Origin of the sequence: Bacillus cereus group sp. MYBKT111-2 (assembly GCF_051915205.1) — a bacterium.
GTDB classification, from domain to species: Bacteria; Bacillota; Bacilli; order Bacillales; family Bacillaceae_G; genus Bacillus_A; species Bacillus_A paranthracis.
The window spans coordinates 351,737-374,946 of sequence record NZ_JBQAEG010000006.1 but is presented as its reverse complement, the minus strand read 5'-3'; the positions used below and the strand labels follow the sequence as shown (position 1 = coordinate 374,946).

Here is a 23,210-nt window from a genome sequence, read left to right as displayed (position 1 = left end):
ACCCCCACCAACAAGCCCCAAACAACAAAAAAAGCTATCGCACATGCGCGATAGCTTCTTATTGTACATATGCAGCTAATGCTTCTAAAGCTTCTTCTGCATCTGAACCTTCTGTTGTAATTGTTATCATGCTACCAGTACCAATTGCTAAGCTCATAATCCCCATTATGCTCTTTGCATTTACTGTCTTCCCATCTTTCTCGATGAAGATATCTGCATGAAAGCGATTGGCCTCTTGTACAAACAACGCAGCCGGACGTGCTTGTAAACCGTTTTTTAATGAAACCTGAACTCTTTTTTGAACCACAGCTCCATTTCCCCTTTAACCTCTTATTTTTTTGCTACCGTTTCCCCCGCGCGTAATTTCTCTGCAATATCATCAATTTTACGCAAACGATGATTAATACCCGATTTACTAATTTTCCCCCCGGATACCATCTCACCTAACTCTTTCAATGTTACATCTTGATAATCTCTTCGTAATTGCGCAATTTCTCGTAGTTTATCCGGCAATATATCAAGACCAACCGTCTCATCAATATAACGGATATTTTCAATCTGCCTTAGCGCTGCACCAATTGTTTTATTTAAATTAGCTGTTTCGCAGTTCACTAAGCGATTTACAGAATTACGCATATCACGTACGATTCGAATGTCTTCAAATCTTAAAAGTGCATTATGAGCACCTATAATATTTAAAAACTCTGTAATCTTTTCTGCTTCTTTCAAATACGTAATGTACCCTTTTCTTCTTTCCAACGTCTTACTATTTAAATCAAATCCGTTCATCAGTTCACATATAGCATCATTATGTTCCTTATATAACGAAAAGATCTCTAAATGATAAGATGATGTTTCTGGGTTATTTACTGAACCACCTGCTAAAAATGCACCGCGTAAATACGATCGTTTACAACATTTCTTCTCAATTAATTCTTGTGATATATTTCGAATAAATGAAAAGTCGTCTCGAACGATATGAAGATCAGCTAATATTTCGCGTGACTTCTCAACAAGCCTTACGATATATACATTGTTTTTCTTCAATCGCATTTTTTTACGAACAAGTAATTCTACCGTCACGTCATATCCTTTTTTCAAAAGCGTATAAATCCTTCTTGCAATTGCCGCATTTTCCGTTTGAATATCGATTGATAGACGACGATTTGAAAAAGAAAGCGATCCGTTCATGCGAAGTAACGCTGATAATTCTGCTTTCTCACAGCATTCCTTCATCTCCAGATTCGTCAACTCTTTCTTTGTTTCTGATGCAAATGACACAGTCAACACCTCCTTATACGATTATTGTGGAACAAAAATCTTGTCCTATATGAAATGAGGAGCGTTACCTCAAACGAGGCAACGCACATCTACAACAGTGAATATAAAATAGAAGCTAGTTTTAATGTATCGTGTCTTACAACACGGTCATCATACTTCGCTAATTGATCTTGAATCACATTAATATTATTTTCAGTAAAACGCTCTTCATCTACTACAACTGGCGCTGACATTTCTTCCTCATATAACTGACGTAATTCACAAGGAATATCACGGTTATTTACAATTGCAGTATCGATAAATGGTTCACCTAAATGATCATGTAACGCCTGCACATGATCAAACGCAGTATATCCCATCGTTTCACCAGCTTGCGTCATAACATTACACACATATACCTTCTTCGCTTTTGCAGCAAGAACAGCGTCCCCAATTTTGTTAACAACTAAATTCGGTAATATACTCGTATACAAACTTCCTGGACCGAAAACAAGTAAATCAGCTCGTTTAATTTCAGTCAACGTTTCATGTAACGGCTCTACATCTTCTGGAGTTAAAAAGACACGGTTAATTTTCTTTCCGAAATAAGGAATCTTTGATTCACCTGTTACAATTTCTCCGTCTTCTAGTTCCGCATGTAGTACTGCACTTTGATTCGCTGCTGGTAATACACGTCCTCTAACATTTAAAACTTTACTCGTTTCTGTAATAGCATGGAAGAAGTCTCCTGTAATCGAGGTCATACCTGCCAATAATAAATTTCCTAACGCATGACCTTTCAGCCCATCTCCCGTTGTGAAACGATGCTGGAATAAAGCTTCCACCAGTGGCTCTACATCTGATAACGCAACAAGTACGTTACGAATGTCACCTGGGGGTGGAATTTCTAGCTCATCACGTAATCTACCTGAACTGCCACCATCATCAGCGATTGTAACAACTGCTGTAATATCAACCGGATATTGTTTTAATCCTCGTAATAAAACAGAAAGTCCCGTTCCGCCTCCCATGATAACAATTTTAGGTTTTCTCTCTTTTTTCATCCCTTAATGACCCTTTCTCTTCTCCACATCACGATGAGATACATGAACGCTATACTCTGGTTTCAGATGTTTCCCAAGGTATTCTGTAAGCGTAACAGAACGATGCTGTCCACCTGTACATCCAATTGCAATTACAAGTTGACTCTTGCCTTCTCTTTTATAATGAGGCAGCATGAAAGTGATAAGATCAGTCAATTTCTCTAAAAACTTATGCGTCTCATTAAATTTCAGCACATACGATGAAACTTCTTCATCTAGTCCTGTTAATGGCTTCATATGTGGAATGTAATATGGATTTGGTAAAAAACGAACATCAAATACTAAATCTGCATCAATTGGAATACCGTACTTAAATCCAAATGACATAACATTTACACGAAATGCTTGCTCCGTTTCAGTTGAAAATAGGTGAACAATTTTTTCACGTAATTCTTTCGGTTTTAAATCAGATGTATCAAGCACAATATTCGCGCGTGCCTTCATATCTGTTAATAAATTACGCTCTGCTTCGATTCCCTTTAACGGCAGACCAGTTGGTGCAAGTGGATGCGAGCGTCTCGTTTCTTTATAACGAGTTACAAGTGTGCTATCTTTCGCATCTAAGAATAAAATATGAGGAATAATCCATGTACGTTCTGATAAATCATCAAGCGCTTCCCATAAATGTTCGAAAAACTCTCGGCCACGTAAATCAATACCAAGTGCTACTTTATTCATTTTTCCTTTTGAATCCGCCATAAGCTCAATAAACTTTGGCAATAACATCGGTGGTAAATTATCTACACAGAAATATCCTAAATCTTCAAAACTTTGTAAAGCTACTGTCTTTCCAGCTCCAGACATCCCTGTAATAATTACCATTTTTATATCATTATTCTCTGTCATCGTATCCTCTCCTTGACGGTTTAACTCGGATCTAATCGATATGAAAGCAACTCAAAATCTGGGGTATATACAAATGTACCGTAGATTATGCCATTTCCTTTAATTAAATAATCAATAATGTGATAATCTCCTGGTGCCATTGCTAAATCATCAATTTTATCAAATGTATGCCAGCCAATGATGCCTTCTTCGCTCTCTAGTTTGTTTTCTCCTGCAAAATCTGTCGCTAAAAAGGAGAACATCATCCATTCAGAAACAACTTTATCACCTTCTTGGATGACAAAGGTGAAGACCCCCTTTAACGCTGGGTTCTTTAAATAAATACCTGTTTCTTCACGATACTCGCGAACAACGGAATCTCTTACCGTCTCACCACGCTCCATTTTCCCGCCTGGTGCAACCCACCAATTCCGGCGAGGTTTTTGGAGTAAGAGTACTTCATTATCTCTAATTAACACACAGTTTGTCACTCTTTGCATGTTTCTTCACCTCAGCTACTTGCAGCAAATTTCTCACTGCATACTCATTTCATTATACTATCAAAAACAGTTTGCTACAACGAAGGAGCCAGTCCTCTTCCGCTAAGCATATGCTACTCAACAATTTTAAAAAAGCTTTCTATAACAAGCAATGTAAATGCCTGGACTTTCAATGCATAGCATGAAAAATCCCCTTAACGATTTTTATCGCCAAGGGGATTAAAGCCGTTATTTCTTACCGAAATAAGTAACAATCGCAAATCCTAAAATAAAGGTAATAATTGAACTTATAATTGAAAATCCTCCAGTTGGAATACCAGGGAACACAATTACAATCGAACCGATAACTAGTCCAATAATTGCCGCAAATGTCATACTTTTATAACGATCTAATAAGAAGCTAATTCCTTTACTACTTACAACAAACCCTACCATAACACCAGCACCAATAACTGCGATTAAAGGTAAGTTGAGTGTAGTTAAAGCATTAATTGCTGTCGGATATACACCAATAATTAATAAAATAAACGATCCGCTAATTCCAGGAAGTAACATCGCCATACTAGCCATCCATCCTGCGAAAAATAAACCAATTGCATTTAAAATTGTTAACGTCGTAATTGGATCTGCTGTCTTATCTGGTTTAAAGAAAGCTGTGATGGCAACAAGAATTGCTGCAACGATTAATAAAACAATGTGCTTACCTTTAAACGACGACTTTGCATCAGCTTCTCTCATTAACATCGGTAATATACTAATAATTAAACCGAGGAAGAAAAATTGAGTCGGTTCATAATGATTTGCAAGTAAATATTTAATAACGTGACTTAACGTTAAAAACGCTGCTGCCACACCAGCTGCAAGTGGAATTAAAAACCCTAAATGTTTTTTCCATTCACGACTAAAGAATCCACTAATTGCCGCAAGCAATTGTTCATAAATCCCTAACACAACAGCGATTGTACCGCCGCTCACACCAGGAATTAAATCACTAACGCCCATACAAAATCCACGATATATATTACGCCATTCCATACTGAATAAATTCCTCATTTCTTATAGTGATTTTTTCCGTAAAGTCCAGTATATCAATAAGAAAGCTTATAATCCCAATATTTTTTGACAAAACTTTGACATTTTCACACAAAAAAAGAAGAAAGCTCCTATCGGTAGCTTTCTTCTCAAAAGGTATGTTATCCCTTATTTTTCTGATACAGTTTTTAGTTCCTCTAATAATTCTTCTACGTAATGTTGTGCACTTTGTGCTGCAATACTACCGTCACCTGTTGCAGTTACAATTTGACGTAGCATTTTTTCACGAACATCACCAGCTGCGAAAATACCAGGAACTTTCGTTTCCATACGCTCGTTTGTTTCAAGGTAACCATTTTCATTTGTAATACCTAGTTCAACAAATGGTTTTGATAATGGTAACATACCGATGTATACGAATACGCCGTCAGTTTTGACTTCTTTCTCTTCTCCACTGTTTACGTCTACAAGTGTTACACTTCCTACTTTACCATTTGCTTCGTTAATTTCTTTTATCGTGTGGTTCCAAATGAAGTCTACTTTTTCGTTTTGGAAAGCACGATCTTGTAAAATTTTCTGTGCACGAAGCGTGTCACGACGGTGAACGATTGTTACCTTTGATGCGAAGCGTGTTAAGAATACACCCTCTTCAACAGCAGAATCTCCGCCGCCAATAACTACAAGTTCTTTACCTTTAAAGAATGCACCATCACATACCGCACAATATGATACACCGCGGCCGCCAAGTTCTGTTTCACCTGGTACACCGATTTTTTTATACTCTGCACCACTTGCAACGATAATTGCACGTGCTTTATATTCTTTTTTACCAGCAATAATTGTTTTGTATTCTTTACCATCGATGACTTCTTTCACATCACCGTATGCATATTCAGCACCAAATTTCTTCGCATGCTCGAACATTTTATTTGATAAGTCTGGTCCTAAAATAGACTCATAACCTGGGTAGTTTTCTACATCTTCTGTATTTGCCATTTGCCCGCCTGGAATACCACGCTCAAGCATTAATGTGCTTAAATTCGCACGAGATGTATATACTGCAGCTGTCATACCAGCTGGTCCTGCACCAATAATAATGACATCATAAATTTTTTCTTCTGACACACTATTCACTCCTATCCATTCCTACACAATTAAGTTACCCTCATTATACTGTTCGCATCATTTTTTTCCCAATGATTTGCTTATCTATGTGTGCGTACGCTTAACAGCTTGCACATACTTTCGAACAGTCGCTACAGATACATTATACACATCTCCGAGCTCCGACTGTGTCATCTTATTTCCTTGTTCGCTACGTACGATATATTCAACCGCAGCTGACCAGCCGTATACATTTGTAAAAACTGCTCCAGATGTATATAAACGTATGAACGTACAAAACCAAAATTGTAAACACTCTTCGATTAATTCATCATCTTTTTTCGTATAATTGTATAAAGCATCCGCGATTCGCGCGCACTGCTCAAATTGCTGTAAATCAGCTGGGATACTCTTATGGCTATTCAGTAAAAAGAAATACTTTGCAAGTTGCGATACGATGGGAACACCGTTCTTCGCCTGCGTTACATCAAAGAAGAATCCCACCTTTTCCGGCGTTGATAATTCATTCATTAAATATAAAGCTAGCATTTGTTCCTCTAGCGTCGCACTTTGCTGAAACGATTTTCGTAATTCCTCAAATAACACGTTTTGTCCTTCATCCGCTAAATTCAAAGCATTCCACGGTTCTTTTCCCTTTTTATCAGGGTGCAATTCTACAACATGTTGCCACATTTTTTCAGCTACTTGCTGATCTTTCACCATATACGCAGAATATGCAAACCAATAATAAAAACTAACGTCTCCTTCGTATCCTTGACGCTTTAATAATTTGAACCATTTATATGCAGGCTCGAAATGACCAATTGTTGCAAGTGTCGTCCCAAGTTTCAAACGATGTTCAAACGAAATCGGATATACCGAAACTAACTGTCCTGCTAACGCCTCTACTTGTTTATGCTCTCCAATTGAATATAGAAAAATAAGCGTATTACAAAGCGCATGTATATTACCAGGATTTTTCTCTAAAATCATTTCCGTTAATTTCAGCGCCTTATCTACATTACCAGATTGAAAATGCGCAATAGCTAAATTATTATGCCCCGACCAAAATTCCGGATAGTCTTTCGTAACAATTTCTAATGTAGCAATTGCTTCTTCCAATTGTCCATTACGAATATAACGATTGGCTTCTTCCTGCATAACAATTAAATCATCTTCATCCTCAATCTCTTCCGCACCCATCGCTTCTTCTTCCATAATTTCAAGTAATTCTAATGTATCTTCAACAAATTCCTTCTCTTCTGCAACTTCTAAATAGCGATCCGCATACTTCTTCGCCTGCTGAAATAGACCCATATACGCATAATTATTTGCAATAAAATAATAACATTGTTCAAGTTCTGGATTAGATCTAACAAGCTTAAAGAAGGTTTGATTCGACTCTTGATATTCACCAGCCTCAGATAATACTGTTGCTAATTGACATAAAATAAACGGCTCCTTCTCGCTTTGTGCCGCTCTTCGAAAATATTTAATTGCATCTTGCAATTTTTGTCCTTTGTAAGCCCTCATCCCTTTTTTATAAAAGAAGTCCGCTAATTGATTAAAAGAGATAACTTGTCCGTTCTCCTTATATATTCTTTGATTTTTCCCCATATATCCTCCAGTTTTTTGTTTTCTTCGTTCACACATTCTTCTATCTATAAGTATAAACGATTCCGTAAAAAACAAAACAGTATATTATACTCAATTATTTCCTTTTTATTCATTAAAAAAGAAGAGAAATGTTACATTTTTAGCATCAACCTTCTCTAGCATCTATTTCTTCTTTTGTATAAATAACACGCATTGGATTTCCACCTACGAAAGCACCGCTCGGTACATCTTTATGAACGAGTGTGCCAGCTGAAACAATCGCACCATCTCCAATTTTCACACCTGGTAATATAGTCGTATTTGCTCCAATCATCACTTCATTTCCTATAACGATCTCTCCAAGTCGATATTCTCGAATTAAATATTCATGTGCTAAAAGCGTTGTATTATAGCCTATAATCGAATTTTCTCCCACAGTTATCTTTTCCGGGAACATAATGTCTGGCATTACCATAAGCGCAAACGATGTTTTCTTTCCTACTTTCATCCGCAAAAAGGTGCGGTATAACCAATTCTTGACCGATAAAAAAGGTGTATAACGTGCAATTTGGATAATCATAAAGTTTTTCATTACCTTCCAAAAAGACACTGTTTTATACACGTTCCATAATGAATTTTCTCCTGAAACAGGATAGCGCGTTGTCCGTCGCACTTCACTCGCTCCTCTACTTATCTTTACGAACGATTCATGTCGGACAAAATCGGCAATAAATCACTCATTTTATCTAGCATAAAGTCTGGCTTGTAAGCCTCTAAATACGCTCTACCTTTCAATGTCCATGAAACTGCAGCTGTTTTCGTACCCGCATTTTGTCCGCCAACAATATCATGATGATTATCCCCAACCATCAATGCTTCTTCCGGTTTCGCATCTAATAACTGAAGCGCTTTTTGAAGTGGCTCTGGATGTGGTTTCACATGCTCGACATCATCAATTGTCACAACAACATCAAAAAACTCATCAAGCTTCGATAACTTTAATCCCATCTCAACAGTTTGTCGTGCTTTCGTTGTAACAATACCAACTTTATAACCTTGCTTCTTCAACTCTTGAACTGTTTCATATACAGTTTCATATTCTTCTACTAATTCATCATGATGATCATGGTTAAATTGACGATAGCTCGTAATTAACTCTTCAACCTTGCTTTCATCAATCTTACTGAACGTATCATGCAAAGACGGACCGATAAATGGTAATACATCTTCACGCTTATATTGATTTGGATAATATGTATGTAAAGTATGTAAAAAAGAAGAAATAATAAGTTCGTTTGTATTAATTAATGTTCCATCTAAATCAAATAACACTGTATTTATTTTCATTGCCTTAGTCCTTTCTCTTTCCTGAATATGAAAGAAGCAGCATCTTATAATAAGATGCTACTTTTCTCTAATTTTCTAAATATCTTTTATCAGCTTGCCCCATTTTTCGTCTCACAATAATGAAAATAATAGAAATAACAACAAGTCCAATTGACATTACTTGTGCAATACGAAGTGGCCCTAGCATTAAACTATCTGTACGTAACCCTTCTACGAAGAAGCGTCCTACTGAATACCAAATTAAATATGTGAAGAATAATTCCCCGCGGCGTAAATTCACTTTTCTTAATGCAAGTAATAAAATGACACCTGCAAAATTCCATAATGATTCATATAAAAACGTCGGGTGATAGTAAACACCATCAATGTACATTTGATTAATAATGAAATCTGGTAAATGAAGACCTTCTAAAAACTGTCTCGTTACTTCATCACCATGCGCCTCTTGGTTCATAAAGTTTCCCCATCGGCCAATTGCTTGTCCTAGTAAAATACTTGGCGCAGCAATATCTGCCAACTTCCAGAATGAAACCCCGCGGCGTTTCGCAAAAAGAATCCCTGTAATAACAGCCCCGATTAAACCACCATGAATCGCCAAGCCACCTTGACGAATATTAATAATTTGACTCGGGTTTTGCGCGTAATATTCCCATTCAAAAATAACATAGTACATTCTCGCAAATAGAATAGCGATCGGTACTGCAATTAATACAAGGTCAACAAATGTATCTTTTGGAATACCTAGCCTTTCTCCTTCACGAGTTGCTAGCCAAAGACCTAATAGCACACCTGTACCGATAATAATCCCGTACCAATAAACAGGAAACGGTCCAAGTTGGATAGCTACGCGATCAAGCTGTGGTACAGAACCTAACAGCATATGTATGACCTCCCTCTCCAATGTTTACTCCTGATTTCCTAACTCAATCGCACTCATTAATCGTTCTGAGAACTGCTGTGCTGCATTGACTCCCATACGTTTTAAACGGAAGTTCATCGCTGCCACTTCAATAATAACAGCTAAGTTTCGACCAGGACGAACTGGAAGTGTAATCTTCGTAAGTTCTGTATCAATAATCTTCATCTTCTCTTCATCAAGACCTAAGCGATCATAATTTTTCTTTTGATCCCAAATTTCAAGATTAATAACAAGTGTAATACGCTTATAATTTCGCACTGCTCCTGCACCGAATAACGTCATAACGTTAATAATGCCTAGACCACGAATTTCTAATAAATGCTCAATTAAATCTGGTGAGCTTCCGACTAACATGTCTTCATCTTCTTGGCGAATTTCTACACTATCATCCGCAACAAGGCGATGACCACGTTTTACAAGCTCAAGAGCTGTTTCACTTTTACCGACACCACTTTGTCCTGTAATTAAAACACCAACGCCGTAAATATCTACTAACACACCATGAACAGCTGTTGTTGGTGCTAACTTACCTTCTAAATAATTTGTTAAACGACTTGATAATCTCGTTGTCGTTTGAGAAGAGCGTAATAAAGGCATGCCCGATTCACGCGATGCTTGCAGCAACTCATCTGGTACATCTTGATTACGAGTTACAATAATACATGGCGTCTCCTCAGTACAAAGCGCTTTCATTCTCTCTTGTTTTTGCTCTGACGTTAACGTGTCAAAGAACGTCAGCTCCGTCTTTCCAAGAAGCTGCACGCGATCAGCTGGATAATATGTAAAAAATCCTGCCATTTCAATTCCAGGTCGTGATAAATCACTTGTATCAATCGGACGATGAATTCCTTCTTCACCACTTATTAACTCCAATTGAAATTGTTCAATTAAATCTTTTGTCCTTACTTTCGGCATATGTATAAACCTCCACTCCGCTGCGGGTTCAGTCTCATTTGATGTAAAATTCCATTCTATCGGATATTGTACCATTTTTTTCTGGAAACAAGAAATACGGTTTCTAATAAATAGAAAAAAACATTTCATACATATCATGAAATGTTTTTCTTTTTGTCATTTTCTCTTTTTTTCATATAAAGGTTCCACAATTGCCTTTTCAATAATCATATTAAAAATTGAAATACAAATTGCCGCAACGATCGCTACACCGAAACCTGATATATTAAATGCGTCTCCTAATAATGAATCTGCTATTTTTAACGTAATCGCATTAATAACAATTAAGAAGAAACCGAAAGTTACAACAGTAATTGGTAGCGTAATTAAAATTAAAAACGGTTTTACGAACACATTTAAAACAGCCAAAATAATACTCGCAATAATTGCAGTTTGTATATTTGCTACGTAAAACGCGTCTGGTGCAATCCCTTTTAAAAGTCCCGATACAGCGATTAACACAACGCTATTTACAAGAAGTGATACAATCCATCTCATTTTCTTACACATCCTTTTAAACATATATCTTTCATCATACGCTAATAGACAATAAACGCAAGTATGATACGGACACTTATATCAACTTATTCTACTCTTCATGCTTGTATACCTACTAGCACTTCTTTGCGAAATAAGGCCCACACCATCTATGTTCATGCGTTTTTACAAAAGTCCAAGTGAACTCTCTATCTACAATGTAAATATCGCCTTTATACATATCATCCATACTTAATAAACTTGCATCTTTTATTAGTAGTACATCATCACAGTGTTGATAGAAGATGTAGCACTCCTTTTTCCCTTCATTATGAAACGTGTTTTCCGCTTCTTTACCCTCTAAACACTTCTTTTTCTCATAACTAAATATGTGCCATAGATACCCACATCCATACTTATCTCCATAAAGAAAAATATCTTCTTTTTCTTCATCACTTAAATGATTTGCAAAGTTATCCTCCCAGCGCTTCCGAAAATATACACCCCAATTTCGAAACTCTCTTACCTTCATATTTTTCTTTCGCAACACATCTAAAAACTCCACCTTCTCCCCCTATACAATAAAAACCGAGCGTCATTTCCACTCGGTTTTTATTACTAAACTTATTGCGATAACTCTACTTCTTTTATTTTCTCTTTCATTCTTGCTTTATCACGATTTAAAATCTCTTTTAAATACTTACCCGTATACGAACGCTCTTCTTTCACTACTTGCTCTGGCGTTCCGGAAGCAACGATTTGTCCACCTTTGTCTCCGCCCTCTGGTCCAAGGTCAACGATATAATCTGCTGTTTTAATTACATCTAAATTATGTTCAATTACAAGTACCGTCTCACCGCTCTCAACAAGACGTTGCAGCACTTCTAGAAGACGCGCGATATCATGCGCATGTAAACCAGTCGTTGGCTCGTCTAAAATGTATAGTGTACGTCCTGTAGAACGACGGTGCAATTCAGAAGCTAATTTCACACGCTGTGCTTCACCACCAGATAACGTCGTAGCTGGTTGTCCTAATTTCATATAACCAAGCCCAACATCTACAAGTGTTTGAAGTTTACGCTTAATTTTTGGGATATTAGCAAAGAACTCTACTCCGTCTTCAATTGTCATCCCTAACACTTCAGAAATGTTCTTATCTTTATATTTCACCTCTAACGTTTCACGGTTGTAACGTTTACCATGACAAACTTCACACGGCACGTATACGTCTGGTAAGAAGTGCATTTCGATTTTAATAATTCCATCACCACGGCATGCTTCACAACGTCCACCTTTTACATTAAAGCTGAAACGTCCTTTTTGATATCCACGCACTTTCGCTTCATTCGTTTGGGCAAACACATCACGAATATCATCGAATACACCTGTATAAGTCGCAGGGTTAGAACGCGGTGTACGACCGATTGGCGATTGATCTATATCGATTACTTTATCTAAATGCTCAAGACCTTTAATCTCTTTATGAGTACCTGGCTTCGCTTTCGCTTTATATAACTTTTGCGCTAACGATTTATATAGTACTTCATTAATCATCGTACTTTTACCAGAACCAGATACACCCGTTACCGCTACAAACGTACCAAGCGGGAATGACATTTTCGCGTTCTTTAAGTTATTCTCCTTTGCACCGACAATTTCCACTTTTCGTCCGTCACCTTTACGTCTTTCAAGTGGAACTGGAATAAACTCTTTACCGCTTAAATACTTCCCTGTTAGCGAATTCTCATCTTGCATCACTTCAGCTGGTGTACCTGCTGATACGACTTGTCCACCGTGAATACCTGCGCCAGGCCCGATATCAAGTAAATAATCAGCTGCCATCATCGTATCTTCATCATGCTCAACGACAATTAACGTATTACCTAAATCACGCATTTCTTGCAATGTACGAATAAGACGATCGTTATCGCGCTGATGCAAACCGATAGAAGGCTCATCAAGAATGTAAAGTACGCCAGTAAGACGAGAACCAATTTGCGTTGCTAAACGAATACGTTGCGCCTCACCACCTGATAAAGTTCCTGCGGCACGACTTAACGTTAAATAATCTAAACCGACGTTCACTAAGAACCCAACGCGCTCCTGAATTTCTCTTAAAATTAAATGAGCAATTTTTTGTTGTTTCTCTGTTAGCTCCACACTTGAGAAGAATTCCTGTACTTCTTGAACAGAATATTTCGTTACATCAGCAATCGTTTTTCCGCCAACGAAAACAGCTAAACTCTCAGGCTTTAAACGTCCACCTTTACACTTCGGACAAGCTTGCTCTGCCATATACTTTTCCATTTGCTCACGAACGTAATCCGAACTCGTTTCACGATAACGACGTTCAATATTTGGAATAACACCTTCAAATAAAATCTCATTTTCCTTTACTTGACCAAATTCATTTACATAGCGGAAATAAACTTTCTCTTCACCGCTCCCGTACAATACTTTATCAAATAAATCTTTCGGTATATCTTTCACAGGCACATCCATATCAACACCGTAATGATTACATACAGATTGTAAAAGCTGTGGGTAATATTGTGAACTTGTCGGCTCCCAAGGCGCAATCGCATGTTCATTTAATGATAAATCCCAGTTTGGAATAACAAGTTCTAAATCTACCTCTAGCTTTGAGCCAAGTCCATCACAAGAAGGACATGCACCGAACGGACTATTGAATGAGAACATACGCGGTTCTAATTCTCCAATTGAAAAACCACAATGCGGACAAGCATGATGTTCACTAAATAGAAGTTCCTCTTCTCCCATCACATCGATTAACACGCGGCCCCCGCCAAGCTTTAATGCACTTTCAAGAGAATCTGCAAGACGACTTGCGATTCCTTCTTTTACAACAATACGGTCTATTACAACTTCAATGGAATGCTTCTTATTTTTATCTAACGCAATATCTTCAGAAACATCAAGCATTTCACCATCAACACGTACACGAACATATCCTTGTTTCTTAATATCTTCAAGCACTTTCACATGTGCACCTTTACGCCCAGAAACGATAGGAGCTAACACTTGTAATTTCGTACGCTCAGGATATTCAAGAACACGGTCTACCATTTGCTCTACTGTTTGTGACGTAATTTCAATGCCATGATTCGGACAAATCGGTGTACCAATTCGCGCAAATAATAAACGTAAATAATCATAGATCTCCGTTACCGTTCCGACAGTTGAACGCGGATTACGACTCGTCGTTTTTTGATCGATTGAAATCGCTGGAGATAAGCCTTCAATCGTATCTACATCCGGCTTATCCATTTGCCCTAAAAACTGGCGTGCATACGCAGATAACGATTCTACGTATCTGCGCTGCCCTTCTGCATAAATCGTATCAAATGCTAATGAGGATTTCCCTGAACCAGACAATCCTGTTACAACGACAAGCTGATTTCTCGGAATGGTTACATCAATATTTTTTAAGTTATGTGCTCTAGCACCTTTTACAACAATAAAATCCTTGCTCTTACTCACTCTTTTCACCCTTCCGCTTTTAATTCTAATAGTAAATCTCTTAATTCAGCTGCACGCTCGAAGTCTAACGCTTTTGCTGCTTCTTTCATTTCTGCTTCCATCTTCGCAATTGTCTTTTCACGCTCTTTTTTCGTCATCTTCTTAGCTGGCGTTGCTTCATATGTTTCCGGCTCTTCAGCAGCTGTCGTTGCACGGATTACATCACGCACACCTTTTTGAATCGTTTTCGGCGTAATACCATGCTCTTCATTGTAAGCTTCTTGTATACTACGACGACGCTTCGTTTCTTCAATCGCAATTCCCATCGATCTCGTTATACGATCTGCGTACATAATAACGCGGCCGTTTTCATTACGTGCTGCACGGCCAATTGTTTGAATTAATGAACGTTCTGAACGCAAGAATCCTTCCTTATCAGCATCTAAAATCGCTACAAGGGATACTTCTGGAATATCTAATCCTTCTCGCAATAAGTTAATACCAACGAGAACATCAAACTTACCAAGGCGAAGATCTCGTATAATTTCAATACGTTCTAACGTTTTCACTTCAGAATGCAGGTAATTCACCTTAATTCCTACATCTTTTAAGTAGTCTGTTAAATCCTCTGACATCTTCTTCGTTAAAGTCGTAATTAATACACGTTCATTTTTTGCAATGCGATCTTGAATTTCTCCTAATAAATCGTCAATTTGCCCTTCAATTGGTCGTATATCAATTGGCGGATCTAAAAGCCCTGTTGGACGAATAATTTGTTCTATTACTTCTGGCGACTGCTCTAATTCATACGGTCCTGGCGTTGCTGAAACGTAAATAACTTGATTCGTTTTCTCTTCAAACTCATCAAAAGTGAGCGGTCTATTATCTAAAGCTGATGGCAGACGGAATCCATGATCCACAAGTACTTGCTTACGCGCTTGGTCCCCGTTATACATCGCTCTTACTTGCGGCACTGATACGTGCGACTCATCCATAACAATTAAGAAATCTTCCGGGAAATAGTCTAATAACGTATACGGCGTTGCCCCCGCTGGACGAAGTGTTAAATGACGGGAATAGTTTTCAATACCTGAACAAAAGCCCATCTCACGCATCATTTCTAAATCATAACGTGTACGCTGCTCTATACGCTGCGCTTCTAACAACTTGCCGTTATCATTTAATTCCTTTAAACGCTCTTCTAGTTCTTTTTCGATATTTTCAATAGCGACCTTCATCTTTTCTTCACGTGTAACGAAGTGAGATGCTGGGAAGATTGCTACATGATCACGTTCTGCTAATACTTCCCCCGTTAAAGCATTTACTTCGCGAATACGATCAATTTCATCGCCAAAAAACTCAATTCGAATACAATGCTCGTCAAGTGATGCCGGGAAGATTTCAACTACATCTCCACGCACACGGAATGTACCACGCTTGAAATCAATATCATTACGACCATACTGCACATCAACAAGTTCACGAAGCAATTGATTGCGATCCTTTTCCATACCAACTCGAAGTGAAACAACTAACTCGCGGTATTCTTCTGGAGAACCTAAACCATATATACACGAAACACTCGCAACGATAATTACATCATCCCGTTCAAATAATGCAGACGTTGCCGAGTGACGCAATTTATCAATTTCATCATTAATCTGTGCGTCTTTTTCAATAAACGTATCTGTTTGCGGCACATACGCTTCTGGTTGATAATAATCGTAATAACTAACAAAATATTCAACTGCATTATTTGGGAAAAAGTCTTTCAACTCACTATATAACTGTCCTGCTAACGTTTTATTATGAGCCATGACAAGCGTTGGCTTTTGCACTTCTTTAATGACATTTGAAATCGTAAATGTCTTACCCGTTCCTGTCGCTCCAAGCAACACTTGCTTTTTCTTTCCACTATTAATTCCCTCTACAAGCTTCTCTATAGCTACCGGCTGATCACCTTGTGGGGAATACGCTGAGACAATTTCAAATTGACGTTCCAAGAAAATCCGACCTCCTCATAAAAATCTGTATTATTATTTTACCACGAATGCCCATAAAAAACCTAAAAAAACGAACAGATATTCGGTAAAGTTTTCGACAATATATATAGAAAAAGGAAGGAGAGTACACTTCCTTCCTTATCAAATCTTCTTCCACATGAACAAACAGTAAGCACCACACTGATTAAGATTCCACTTCATTTAAAATCCGCTCTTTTTCCTACTGTCATCCTCTCCTATACAAACTATCGGTATACTAAAAAAGCTACTTTCCTCTAAGAAAGTAGCTTCTCTTTCCCCTTCTCCTTCTTCGGAAAAAGAACATATGAAAATGAAATAACTGTATCCACTAAAAGTATAATCGCCCAAACTTGGCTAACCCGACTCGCTGCTTTATTTAAAACAATTCCCGTTTCTAACCAATTACGCCATTGTTCAACCGGGGCAAGACCGTACAGAAAGAAAAAGAAAATATGCACAACAACAAACAAACTAAGGTGCAATACCCAATTTTTCATTTCCTGCTTCGCATAAGCCATACCTGTTAATTCTACCTGTTCTTCTATAATAGGCGCCGGCTCATTCCGCCATTTCGCAACTAATTTTTGCGCAAATATATCAAGCTTCTTCAAATCCTTTTTCCCGTAGAAGACTGCATACAATAAAATGATTACAGTAATGATTTGAAAGTTAGAAAACTTTCCTGTTTGATAATAGTCCACTACCCCTAAAGTTAAAATAAACACTTCATTTACGAGTAGCACAATTCCCATAATAAAACTCGCCTTTTTCAAACGAAATCCGTAACGGAGTAAAAAGAAACCGATAGCCGCTAACCAAAATACAATTTCTGCCCCAATTAAAAAATACCAACGATATTCTGCGAGCATACTCATTTAGCCCTCTCCTTTTCATCATAGATACGAAAAGCTTCATCCATATATAGTAAAAGTTCTTCTTCAATCGGATACAGGCTCATTTTCTGTGAATCTTCCTTCGATTTTCTAACTTCCCATAACTTATCTAAAAACGCTTCATCACCATTAGCCATTTCTAAACATTTCTGCATTAATTTCTTCGTTGCCCCTTGTACCTCATCACTAGCTACTTCTTTACCGTCTTTCATAAAAGTACGGAATTGCTTTAATAAATCTACCCATTCTAAAACATTCGTATCTTCCTTACTCATGTTTGGTAAATTATGAAGCAATTTTTGTTCTTCCTTTGAAAACACTTCATTTTGAAATATTTCACGTATACGAGAAGACTGCTTCGAAAGCTGAATCAGTTCAAACATAACTTTCCAATCAAGTTCTCCTTCCACATCTACCGAATAAACAACTGCTTGTAAAACACTCTCCATTCGATTAAATTTCTTTTGTTCTTCTTGTACAAACCGAAGTTGTTTTTCAAGCGAATTTTTTAAATCTAGCTCACCTTTTACTAACATATTCGCAGTTTCTTTTAATGAAAATCCCATTTCCTTTAAAAACAAAATTTGTTGCAAACGAATAACGTCCGCTTCACTATATAACCGATGTCCACCCTCTGTTTTACCACTCGGCTTTAATAAATCTATTTGATCATAATAACGTAATGTACGTACCGTAACCCCTGTTTCTCTCGTCAATTGTTGAATTGAAATCACTACCATCACCTCTTCTCCTTCATTATAAAAGATGACGTTACGTAACTTTCAAGTGTTTTGTAAAAAAAATACAAAAGGCTGTTTATACGCTTCGTATAAACAGCCTTTACGGAAATAACCCCTTTTGCACAGCACGACCACAAAATAAAATAAGTGCCCCAACAACAACACTCGTTGCTGTTTTATGATAATGAGCTGAAACTAATAAATAATACGATAAACCTACAGTACCAAGCATAATACAAATACTCGGCACTGGATTATGAGAAAAGTTCTGCATTCCCCAAAACAAAGCAAAAATAGCCGTAGCGACACATAATACCGGTAATCCCATCCCAGTTCCCCTTTTTCTATCTATTCCTTGTTGCTAACACGCTCGTCGATGCCATACTTATTAATAGACCAAAAATAGCAATATATAATAACTCATTTACATGTACTACTAGCCTGTCTAAATACTTATTTACACAAAGATACATAATGAACAAGAAAACGAAGCTTGTCATACTAATCGTAAAATATGACTTCATCTTGTTCACAACTCGCTCATCAATCGACGGTATTCCCTCTTCTTTCAAACGCTTCTGTTCTCTATATTCCGCAATGCCATATAAAATGACTAGTGCTACATTCGATATGAAAATAGTTCTCCACGAAATACTTAACATTATTAAACTCGCATTTAAAATAAGCTCCGCTAAAAATAAACTTCCTATAAACCTTATAACATCTTGCTTACTCATACATGATCCGCCTCTTTTTGATTTCTATACTTCCACTTCGGCCAATAGTTCACAAGAAAATACACCCACTGTCCTAGTACAAATAAAACAAATGGCATACCAGCATTTCCATCAACAATTAAATTGTACAAACTCCATATCGCTAAACTAATTGCTAAAAATACTCCTAAATATTTAAACGCTTTATCCGACTGAAATCTCTCAAACTCATCTTGCATCTTTCATTCCTCCTATCGCTATGCTCGTTTTCCTATCATGGCTCCTATGATGAGACTACCCGCAAATAAGGAACTACATATCAGAAATATTTCTTGCACTGGTATAACAGCCCTGCCTATTGCTTTACTCGCAACAATATAAACAATAAGCAATAGAAACGCGAATACAAATGAGATATTTACATATTTTTTTATATTTTCATTTACTCGTTCATCTATATCTGGAAGTTCTTCTTTTCTGTACTTACGATTTTTGTAATTTGTATACAACACTAGAAATACAATCGCTAAAATATTACTACATACGAGCGGTAAAATTGGTATAGCCGGATTCATAATATGAACTATAACGTCTCCCAAAAACAATCCAAAAGTCGCACCGATCAATAGCTTTTTCGTATCGTTCATTTTTCCTCCCCTTACTCTAGCGTAAATATTTCTTCCACCTTCACTCCAAAATATTTGGCAATTTTTAAGGATAACTCTAGACTCGGGTTGTAATGATGGTTTTCAATCGCCACGATTGTCTGCCGCGTCACCTGCATCGCCTTTGCCATTTCAACTTGCGTTATATGATGTTGCTTTCTTAATTCTTTAATTTTATTTTTTACACCCATAGGCTCCACCTTCAAAAGTAAAGATATCTTTACTTAAATTATAAATATTTTCCAGTTATAAGTAAAGATATCTTTACTTATAACTGGAAAATATTTCACTGAACATCCACTCTAACAAAGTACAAGAGTAATTCAATTTATATCGGCGATTTTTCAAATATATCGACTTACTGACGTCCGTAGCAAGATAAGCATAAGAAAAAGCTGTCCCCAAATACCTTCGGAACAGCTCTCTCCTCTACTACATAAATCCTAACGCATATACAAGAACATATCCAAGCACCGATAAGCAAACCGAGCCAATTAGCCCTGCCACGAATGCTTTGCTTCCTAACTTCCGGAACGTTTTAAACTCTACATTTAAGCCAAGCCCCGCCATCGCCATTGCGATAAGCATATAAGCGATGACTACAATATATCCCGCAACAACTTCTGGAATCACGCCAAGAGAATGCACCGCACTCATCGCTAAAAATCCGAAAATGAACCACGGAATTGGAAGGTCGCGCCATGATCTTTTTTCCTTGCTTCCCTCACTCTTACCAAACCATAATCCAATTAAAATCGCTACTGGTACAAGCATTGCAACGCGCGTTAACTTCACGATAACTGCGATGTCTACAGCCGTACTTCCTCCTGGCGCCGCAGCTGCTATGACATGAGCGATTTCATGCAGCGTCGCACCCGAGAATACACCGTAGCCGTACGGAGAAAAGCCAAGCACTGGATATAATAACGTATAAATAAGCGTAAATATCGTACCTAAAATAGCAATAATTGCAGCCCCAACTGCCGTTTCATCATCTTTTGCTTTCACTTGCGGCGCAATTGCCACGACCGCTGCCGCGCCACAAATCGCTGTTCCGCATGCTGTTAAAATTCCAAGCTTCTTCTCTACTTTAAATACTTTCGTTAGTCCGTATACAACGAAAATCGTAAATGTAATAACAACCGCTGCGATGACCAATACTTTCGGTCCCGCCTTCGCAATATCAACAAGATTTAATCGCATTCCAAGTAAGATGATCCCAAAGCGCAGCAACTTCTTACTCGCAAAGTTCGTCCCCGCAATTGCTTCATGAGGGACTCCAATTGTCGCACGCCAAACCATCCCAATTAGAATAGCAATTACTAATTGTCCCATAATATTTAAAAATGGAAGCTCCGCTAAATATTTCGCCACAATTGCGATTAATAGTGTAATCCCAATCCCTTGCGAAAATCCAAAACGCTTCTTCTTTTGTATAACAAGTGTCTGTTCCACTTTGAACCACTCCAATAATCGTATTGGAACATGCATGTTCTTTCTACTTACATTATAAGAGAGTTTCTATAATAAGTTTAATACCAATACCAAATCTCTATCATCAGAAATACTTATGATAAGATGATAGAAAAAGAAAGGAGCCGATTATATGAACGTAGATATTTTAAAAATTTTTGTTACTGTCGTTGAGCAGAAACATTTCTCCCGTGCAGCAGAATTATTAAATCTTTCACAGCCTGGCGTAAGTATGCACATTCGCAACTTAGAAAACGAATTTGGAACTACACTCATTCAGCGATCCCCGAAGCACGTTCAAGTGACCGAGGCCGGAAACATATTATATATACACGCAAAGCAAATGCTCTCTCTTTACGAAGATGCCAAACAAGAAATTAATGAACTACATAACGTTGTAACAGGAACGCTTCGCATCGGTGCTAGTTTTACAATTGGCGAATACTTACTTCCAAAAATACTCGCTAATTATGCCAATGAAAATCCACGCGTCGAAGTTCATACCCTTATTTCAAATACAGAAGACGTTTTGCAAAGCCTTCGCTCTAATCAAATTGATATCGGCTTAGTAGAAGGTCAAGTTGTATACGCCGACGTTGACGTTGAAACGTTTATGCAAGATGAAATGAAACTCGTCGTCCCGCCAAACCATCCACTACTCCGCACAAATGAAATAAATGAAAGGACACTCCAAGATCAAGTATGGGTATTAAGAGAAAGTGGTTCTGGTACACGTGCTTATAGTGACCGTTTTATTCATCAACACCATTTAAAACTAAAGCGTTCCTTTACATTCAGCAGTATTCAAAGCGTGAAGGAAGCGGTGAGTGCTGGGCTTGGCATCGCTATCCTTTCTGATTGGACTGTACGGAAAGAGCTACTGGCAAAAGAACTATTCCACGTCGAAGTTCCAGATGAACAACTCATCCGTCCATTCTCCATCGTGCGCGGCAAATATTTTATTCCGTCTAAAGCTATTCAAGTGTTTTTAAATCATGTGAATTCTTTTGCGAAAAAACAGCATTGACCTTCACATTAGTGTGAAGGTTTACAATACATGTAAAAGGAGTGAAACGCATTGCGAATTGGGGAGTTATCAAAAGAAACTGGCGTTAGCGAAAGATCACTAAGACATTACGAAGAAAAGGGATTACTCCCTTCGAAGCGCCTCGCAAATGGCTATCGTGATTTTGACGAAAGTGCCATCGAAAAAGTGGAGCTTATTCAAATGTACTTACAAATTGGTTTAAATTTAGAAGAGACGGCAAGGATGCTGCGCTGCCTTGAAATTGAACCGCACTTATACGACAATCCGTGCAGCAGCATCCTTACGCTTTATGAAGATAAACTTAATGAAGTAACAAAGCAAATTTCATTGCTTTCCCATATTCAAACGAATTTGCAAAAACACGTTTCACTCCTAAAACAAGAAAAAGAAAAGGAATGATTACATGTTTGTTATACACGGCAGTTCAAGACAAAATGGAAATACGGAAGCTTTAACACATATGATGGTTGATGGAATTGAAACAGAACAAATTTATTTACGTGATCACACAGTCTATCCTATTACAGACCAGCGTCATGATGCTGAAGGATTCCAACCTGTAGATGATGACTACGAGCAGTTAACGAAACGCATGTTAGAGCACGACACAATTATCTTTGCTACACCATTATATTGGTATGGGATGAGTGGTCATATGAAAAACTTCGTCGATCGCTGGTCACAAAGCTTGCGCGATACATCTCTTCATTTCAAAGAAAAAATGAAAGGCAAAAAAATGTACGTTGTTATCGTTGGCGGCGATAATCCGAAACTAAAAGCATTACCACTTATCTCCCAGTTCCAATACATCTTTGATTTTGTTGGTTCATCGTTTGAGGGTTATATTATTGGGGATGCGAATGGGTTAGATGAAATCCAAAATGATGCTAAGGCGCTGGCAAAAGCACAAATTTATAATAACGAATTCAAAAATTACAAGCTGAAATAAGTTTGACAAACTTATTTGTATGCGCATACAATAAAAGTAATATTATGAAAGGAAGGTACTTTGACCAATGAAGTTCTAATTCTCTTATTTATTTCATCCATCACA

General features: G+C 37.6%; 27 protein-coding genes. 3 read left to right on the top strand and 24 right to left on the bottom strand.

Annotated features, from left to right (window positions below; genetic code table 11):
* Window positions 1-58 precede the first annotated feature (58 nt).
* From ACTFNE_RS19285 to ACTFNE_RS19170, 24 genes are all read right to left on the bottom strand, one after another.
* The gene (locus tag ACTFNE_RS19285) at window positions 59-307 is read right to left on the bottom strand and encodes an HPr family phosphocarrier protein (RefSeq protein WP_000250307.1); all 249 of its coding nucleotides are present in this window, start codon (window positions 305-307) and stop codon (window positions 59-61) included.
* A gap of 23 nt (window positions 308-330) precedes the next feature.
* Complete coding sequence (whiA, locus tag ACTFNE_RS19280; protein ID WP_000006561.1) at window positions 331-1,281, bottom strand: DNA-binding protein WhiA; 951 nt, start codon at window positions 1,279-1,281, stop codon at window positions 331-333.
* Between the two features lie 89 nt (window positions 1,282-1,370).
* Window positions 1,371-2,324 (bottom strand): gluconeogenesis factor YvcK family protein, encoded by a 954-nt coding sequence (locus ACTFNE_RS19275; protein WP_000712175.1) that lies wholly within the window; start codon window positions 2,322-2,324, stop codon window positions 1,371-1,373.
* Window positions 2,325-2,327: 3 nt separating this feature from the next.
* Window positions 2,328-3,209 (bottom strand): RNase adapter RapZ, encoded by an 882-nt coding sequence (gene rapZ / locus ACTFNE_RS19270; protein WP_000138457.1) that lies wholly within the window; start codon window positions 3,207-3,209, stop codon window positions 2,328-2,330.
* A gap of 20 nt (window positions 3,210-3,229) precedes the next feature.
* Window positions 3,230-3,688, bottom strand: a complete 459-nt coding sequence (locus tag ACTFNE_RS19265) for an NUDIX hydrolase (protein ID WP_001190080.1) — start codon at window positions 3,686-3,688, stop codon at window positions 3,230-3,232.
* A 228-nt stretch (window positions 3,689-3,916) separates the two neighbouring features.
* A complete protein-coding gene (locus ACTFNE_RS19260) occupies window positions 3,917-4,723 on the bottom strand; it encodes a DUF368 domain-containing protein (RefSeq protein WP_000455203.1) in 807 nt (268 codons plus the stop codon).
* A gap of 165 nt (window positions 4,724-4,888) precedes the next feature.
* Complete coding sequence (trxB, locus tag ACTFNE_RS19255; RefSeq protein WP_001288072.1) at window positions 4,889-5,845, bottom strand: thioredoxin-disulfide reductase; 957 nt, start codon at window positions 5,843-5,845, stop codon at window positions 4,889-4,891.
* Between the two features lie 84 nt (window positions 5,846-5,929).
* Window positions 5,930-7,441, bottom strand: a complete 1,512-nt coding sequence (locus ACTFNE_RS19250) for a tetratricopeptide repeat protein (protein WP_000517735.1) — start codon at window positions 7,439-7,441, stop codon at window positions 5,930-5,932.
* Between the two features lie 145 nt (window positions 7,442-7,586).
* Complete coding sequence (locus ACTFNE_RS19245; RefSeq protein ID WP_046198076.1) at window positions 7,587-8,093, bottom strand: acyltransferase; 507 nt, start codon at window positions 8,091-8,093, stop codon at window positions 7,587-7,589.
* A 23-nt stretch (window positions 8,094-8,116) separates the two neighbouring features.
* Window positions 8,117-8,767: a pyrophosphatase PpaX gene (gene ppaX, locus ACTFNE_RS19240; RefSeq protein WP_000700956.1), complete on the bottom strand. Its 651-nt coding sequence runs from the start codon at window positions 8,765-8,767 to the stop codon at window positions 8,117-8,119.
* 67 nt (window positions 8,768-8,834) lie between these two features.
* Complete coding sequence (gene lgt, locus ACTFNE_RS19235) at window positions 8,835-9,647, bottom strand: prolipoprotein diacylglyceryl transferase (RefSeq protein WP_000924232.1); 813 nt, start codon at window positions 9,645-9,647, stop codon at window positions 8,835-8,837.
* Between the two features lie 24 nt (window positions 9,648-9,671).
* On the bottom strand, window positions 9,672-10,601 hold the full coding sequence (hprK, locus tag ACTFNE_RS19230) for an HPr(Ser) kinase/phosphatase (RefSeq protein ID WP_001127250.1): 930 nt from the start codon (window positions 10,599-10,601) through the stop codon (window positions 9,672-9,674).
* Between the two features lie 156 nt (window positions 10,602-10,757).
* The gene (locus ACTFNE_RS19225; protein WP_001267308.1) at window positions 10,758-11,138 is read right to left on the bottom strand and encodes a phage holin family protein; all 381 of its coding nucleotides are present in this window, start codon (window positions 11,136-11,138) and stop codon (window positions 10,758-10,760) included.
* 115 nt (window positions 11,139-11,253) lie between these two features.
* On the bottom strand, window positions 11,254-11,682 hold the full coding sequence (locus ACTFNE_RS19220; RefSeq protein WP_046198075.1) for a DUF4275 family protein: 429 nt from the start codon (window positions 11,680-11,682) through the stop codon (window positions 11,254-11,256).
* A 59-nt stretch (window positions 11,683-11,741) separates the two neighbouring features.
* A complete protein-coding gene (gene uvrA / locus ACTFNE_RS19215; protein ID WP_000045569.1) occupies window positions 11,742-14,618 on the bottom strand; it encodes an excinuclease ABC subunit UvrA in 2,877 nt (958 codons plus the stop codon).
* 5 nt (window positions 14,619-14,623) lie between these two features.
* Entirely contained in the window at window positions 14,624-16,600 is a 1,977-nt protein-coding gene (gene uvrB / locus ACTFNE_RS19210; protein ID WP_000441046.1) for an excinuclease ABC subunit B, read from the bottom strand.
* 275 nt (window positions 16,601-16,875) lie between these two features.
* The gene (locus ACTFNE_RS19205) at window positions 16,876-17,496 is read right to left on the bottom strand and encodes a hypothetical protein (RefSeq protein WP_000062167.1); all 621 of its coding nucleotides are present in this window, start codon (window positions 17,494-17,496) and stop codon (window positions 16,876-16,878) included.
* Window positions 17,493-18,254 (bottom strand): MerR family transcriptional regulator, encoded by a 762-nt coding sequence (locus ACTFNE_RS19200; RefSeq protein WP_000260368.1) that lies wholly within the window; start codon window positions 18,252-18,254, stop codon window positions 17,493-17,495. Before ACTFNE_RS19200 ends, ACTFNE_RS19205 begins: the two co-directional genes overlap by 4 nt.
* Window positions 18,255-18,354: 100 nt before the next feature.
* Complete coding sequence (locus ACTFNE_RS19195) at window positions 18,355-18,582, bottom strand: hypothetical protein (RefSeq protein ID WP_000524119.1); 228 nt, start codon at window positions 18,580-18,582, stop codon at window positions 18,355-18,357.
* Between the two features lie 16 nt (window positions 18,583-18,598).
* A complete protein-coding gene (locus ACTFNE_RS19190; protein ID WP_046198072.1) occupies window positions 18,599-18,991 on the bottom strand; it encodes a hypothetical protein in 393 nt (130 codons plus the stop codon).
* Window positions 18,988-19,209 (bottom strand): hypothetical protein, encoded by a 222-nt coding sequence (locus ACTFNE_RS19185; RefSeq protein WP_046198071.1) that lies wholly within the window; start codon window positions 19,207-19,209, stop codon window positions 18,988-18,990. The genes ACTFNE_RS19190 and ACTFNE_RS19185 overlap by 4 nt, the downstream gene beginning before the upstream one ends.
* 18 nt (window positions 19,210-19,227) lie before the next feature.
* On the bottom strand, window positions 19,228-19,617 hold the full coding sequence (locus ACTFNE_RS19180; protein ID WP_061185449.1) for a hypothetical protein: 390 nt from the start codon (window positions 19,615-19,617) through the stop codon (window positions 19,228-19,230).
* Window positions 19,618-19,628: 11 nt separating this feature from the next.
* Window positions 19,629-19,826: a helix-turn-helix transcriptional regulator gene (locus tag ACTFNE_RS19175; RefSeq protein WP_000538359.1), complete on the bottom strand. Its 198-nt coding sequence runs from the start codon at window positions 19,824-19,826 to the stop codon at window positions 19,629-19,631.
* A 241-nt stretch (window positions 19,827-20,067) separates the two neighbouring features.
* Window positions 20,068-21,090 carry a YeiH family protein gene (locus ACTFNE_RS19170; protein ID WP_000438463.1) on the bottom strand — a complete coding sequence of 341 codons (1,023 nt, stop codon included), beginning with the start codon at window positions 21,088-21,090 and terminating at the stop codon, window positions 20,068-20,070.
* 151 nt (window positions 21,091-21,241) lie between these two features.
* Between ACTFNE_RS19170 and ACTFNE_RS19165 the strand changes: the two genes are divergently transcribed.
* Genes ACTFNE_RS19165 through ACTFNE_RS19155 form a run of 3 tightly spaced genes read left to right on the top strand, consistent with a single transcriptional unit; the run spans window position 21,242 to window position 23,105 of the window.
* Window positions 21,242-22,135, top strand: coding sequence for a LysR family transcriptional regulator (locus ACTFNE_RS19165; protein WP_001100010.1), 894 nt, complete (start codon window positions 21,242-21,244; stop codon window positions 22,133-22,135).
* A gap of 51 nt (window positions 22,136-22,186) precedes the next feature.
* Window positions 22,187-22,555: a MerR family transcriptional regulator gene (locus ACTFNE_RS19160; protein ID WP_270705817.1), complete on the top strand. Its 369-nt coding sequence runs from the start codon at window positions 22,187-22,189 to the stop codon at window positions 22,553-22,555.
* A 4-nt stretch (window positions 22,556-22,559) separates the two neighbouring features.
* Window positions 22,560-23,105 (top strand): flavodoxin family protein, encoded by a 546-nt coding sequence (locus ACTFNE_RS19155; protein ID WP_270705815.1) that lies wholly within the window; start codon window positions 22,560-22,562, stop codon window positions 23,103-23,105.
* Window positions 23,106-23,210 lie beyond the last annotated feature (105 nt).